The organism is Nonomuraea zeae (assembly GCF_005889725.1).
Classification (GTDB): domain Bacteria; phylum Actinomycetota; class Actinomycetes; order Streptosporangiales; family Streptosporangiaceae; genus Nonomuraea; species Nonomuraea zeae.
Map to the genome: position 1 here is coordinate 1 of NZ_VCKX01000586.1, position 2,728 is coordinate 2,728.

The following is a 2,728-nucleotide window of genomic DNA, read 5'->3' on the forward strand; positions in this document are numbered from 1 at the left end:
GGCCAGGGCGATGGCGGCGTACACGAATGGGAAGGCCAGGCCGTCGTTCAGCCCGGCCTCCGAGGTGAGCGCGAAGCGGACCTCGTCGTCGGCGTTCTCGGCGTCGACGGGCTCGCCCACGCTGACGTCAGAGGCGAGCACGGGGTCGGTGGGCGCGAGCACCGCCCCGAGCAGGAGCGCGGCGGCGAGCGGCCAGCCCAGCAGGCCCATCGCCGCCGCCGCGACCCCGGCGACGGTCAGCGGCATCGCCCAGCCGAGCAGCCGCCACGTCGTCGACCAGCTCCGTAACCCGACCCGCCGGTTGAGCGCCAGCCCCGCGCCCATGAGCGAGACCAGCACGCAGATCTCGGTGATGTGCTCGACGGCGACCCGGTGGGCGATGGGGTCGGGCTCGGGAAGCCCGATCGGCAGCAGGTACAGCCCCACGCCGCCGAGCAGGTAGACCAGGGGAGGGGAGAGCGCGCGGCGGGAGAGCAGTCCGGGCAGGGCGGCGGCGAGCAGCGCCGCGGCGCCGCCGAGGGCCAGGACGAGATCGGGGGTGGTCATCCCTGGCCAGCTGCCCTGCTGATCTCAGAACAGTCACCTCAAAAGCGCATCCTTCCGCCTACTCTCGCTCGTCACACCTCGTCCCGCCGTGACGGGGCGCGATGACGAGGACCGCGGCCGGGCTCAGGTCGCCACGGGCAGGGACAGGACCAGCCGGACCCCCTGCCGGAGCGGCTCGGCCCGTACGGTGCCGTCGTGCGCCTCGGCGATCTGCCGCACGATGGCCAGGCCGAGCCCCGAGCCGGGCAGCGAGCGGGCCGCCTCGGCGCGGTAGAAGCGGTCGAAGACGAAGGGCAGGTCCTTGGGCGCGATGCCGGCCCCCTGGTCCGCGACCGACAGCGTGCCGTCCGTGTCCACCCGCACCAGCACCTCGCCGCCCGGCGGGCTCCACTTGATCGCGTTGTCGACGAGATTGGCGGCGGCGCGTTCGACGGCGTCCGGGTCCGCGCACACCAGGCACTCGGCGAGCTCGGCCCGCAGGCGCACGTGCGGCGCGCGTGCTCGCGCCCTGGCCAGCACGCGTTCGGCCACCAGGTCGAGGCGGACGTCCTCGATGTGGATCTGGACGTCGCCGTACCTGGCCAGCTCCACCAGGTCGTTGACCAGCACCCGCAGCTCCCCGGCCTGCGCGCGAGCCTCATGCACCAGGGCCGGGGCCTGCGGGTCGGCGGTGCCGCGCCCTTCGCCCAGCAGTTCCAGGTTGGTGATGAGGCTGGTCAGCGGCGTACGCAGCTCGTGCGAGGCGTCGGCGACCAGGCGCCGCTGGGCCAGCACGGACTCGTTCAGCGCGCCCGTCATCGTGGTGAAGGAGCGGGCCAGCCGGGCCACCTCGTCGCGCCCGCTGCCGTCCAGTCCGCCGGCGGTGAGCGTACGGGTGGCGGTGACGTGCTCGACCACCTCGGTCAGGCGGCCGATGGGGCGCAGCACCCGCCCGGCCAGCAGCCGCGCGCCCAGCCCGGCGACCAGCGCGCCGCCCAGCGTCAGCGCCGCCAGCAGGAGCTGCAGCCGGCTCAGCGTGGCGTCGTCCCGGTCCAGCGCGAACGCGGTGCGTACCAGCGCCCGGTCGATCTCGTCCAGCTGCGCCGTGTACACCCGGTAGCGCACGCCGTCGTAGCTCACGTCCCGGAAGTACGGAGTGCTCTTGCCCCACGCGACCTCGACGTCCGTGAGGGTGAGCGGGACGAAGCCGTCCGTCCCGCCCGGTTCCAGGGGAGGCGGGATGAACTGCAGCAGCGTGTCGCCCACGGTGACCGGCCGCGTGGGCAGCGGCGCGGAGGTGGCCTTGAACGATTTCAGCAGTCGGGGCGCCTGGCCGGCGGCCGCCACCAGCTCCCCGTCGTGCTGGCCGGCCAGCCCGGCCGCCATCGACGGATACAGCACCAGCGAGGCCACCAACAGCGCCGCCGCCACCACGGCCGCCCCCGCCAGCGCGACCCTGGTCCGCAGCTTCACGGCTCCTCCCGCAGCACGTACCCGAGCCCGCGCACCGTCTGGATCAACCGCGGCTCGCCCCCGGCCTCCAGCTTGGCCCGCAGGTAGCTGACGTAGACCCACAGCGCGTTGGAGGACGGGCCGAAGTCGTACCCCCAGACCGCGTCGAAGATCACGCCACGGCTCAGCACCCGGTTCGGGTTGCGCAGGAACACCTTCAGCAGCGTGTACTCGGTCCTGGTCAGGTCGAGCACGCGCGGGCCACGGGAGGCCCGGCAGGCCGCGGTGTCCAGCTCCAGGTCGGCGAAGCGCAGCACCTCCTCCGCCGCGCCGCTGCGCCGCAGCAGGGCGCGCAGGCGGGCCCGCAGCTCCTCCAGCGCGAACGGCTTGACCAGGTAGTCGTCGGCCCCGGCGTCCAGCCCGGCCACCCGGTCGGCGACCAGATCACGCGCCGTCAGCATCAGGATCGGCGTACGGTCGCCGCCCGCCCGCAGCCGGCGGCACACCTCCAGCCCGTCCAGCTCGGGCATCATGATGTCCAGCACCACCGCATCCTGCCGCCCGCCACCGGCGGCCTCCAGCGCGCGCAGGCCGTCGGCGGCCGTGCTCACGTGGTAGCCCTCGCGGGCGAGCGCGTGCGTCAGCGAGCGGCGCACCGCTTCATCGTCATCGGCCACTAGGACGTGCATGATGACACTCTCCTCGCCCTGACTCTTATACACATCTCCGCACCCACGAGACCCTAAGACAC

At 73.7% G+C, this 2,728-nt stretch carries 3 protein-coding genes; all 3 read right to left on the reverse strand.

Annotated elements, in window-relative coordinates:
- A partial coding sequence (locus ETD85_RS61450; protein ID WP_206059636.1) for a cation:proton antiporter domain-containing protein occupies positions 1–546 on the reverse strand: 546 nt, incomplete at its 3' end.
- A gap of 123 nt (positions 547–669) precedes the next feature.
- The gene (locus ETD85_RS61455) at positions 670–1,998 is read right to left on the reverse strand and encodes a sensor histidine kinase (protein ID WP_138698964.1); all 1,329 of its coding nucleotides are present in this window, start codon (positions 1,996–1,998) and stop codon (positions 670–672) included.
- Complete coding sequence (locus tag ETD85_RS61460) at positions 1,995–2,666, reverse strand: response regulator transcription factor (RefSeq protein ID WP_138698965.1); 672 nt, start codon at positions 2,664–2,666, stop codon at positions 1,995–1,997. Before ETD85_RS61460 ends, ETD85_RS61455 begins: the two co-directional genes overlap by 4 nt.
- Positions 2,667–2,728 lie beyond the last annotated feature (62 nt).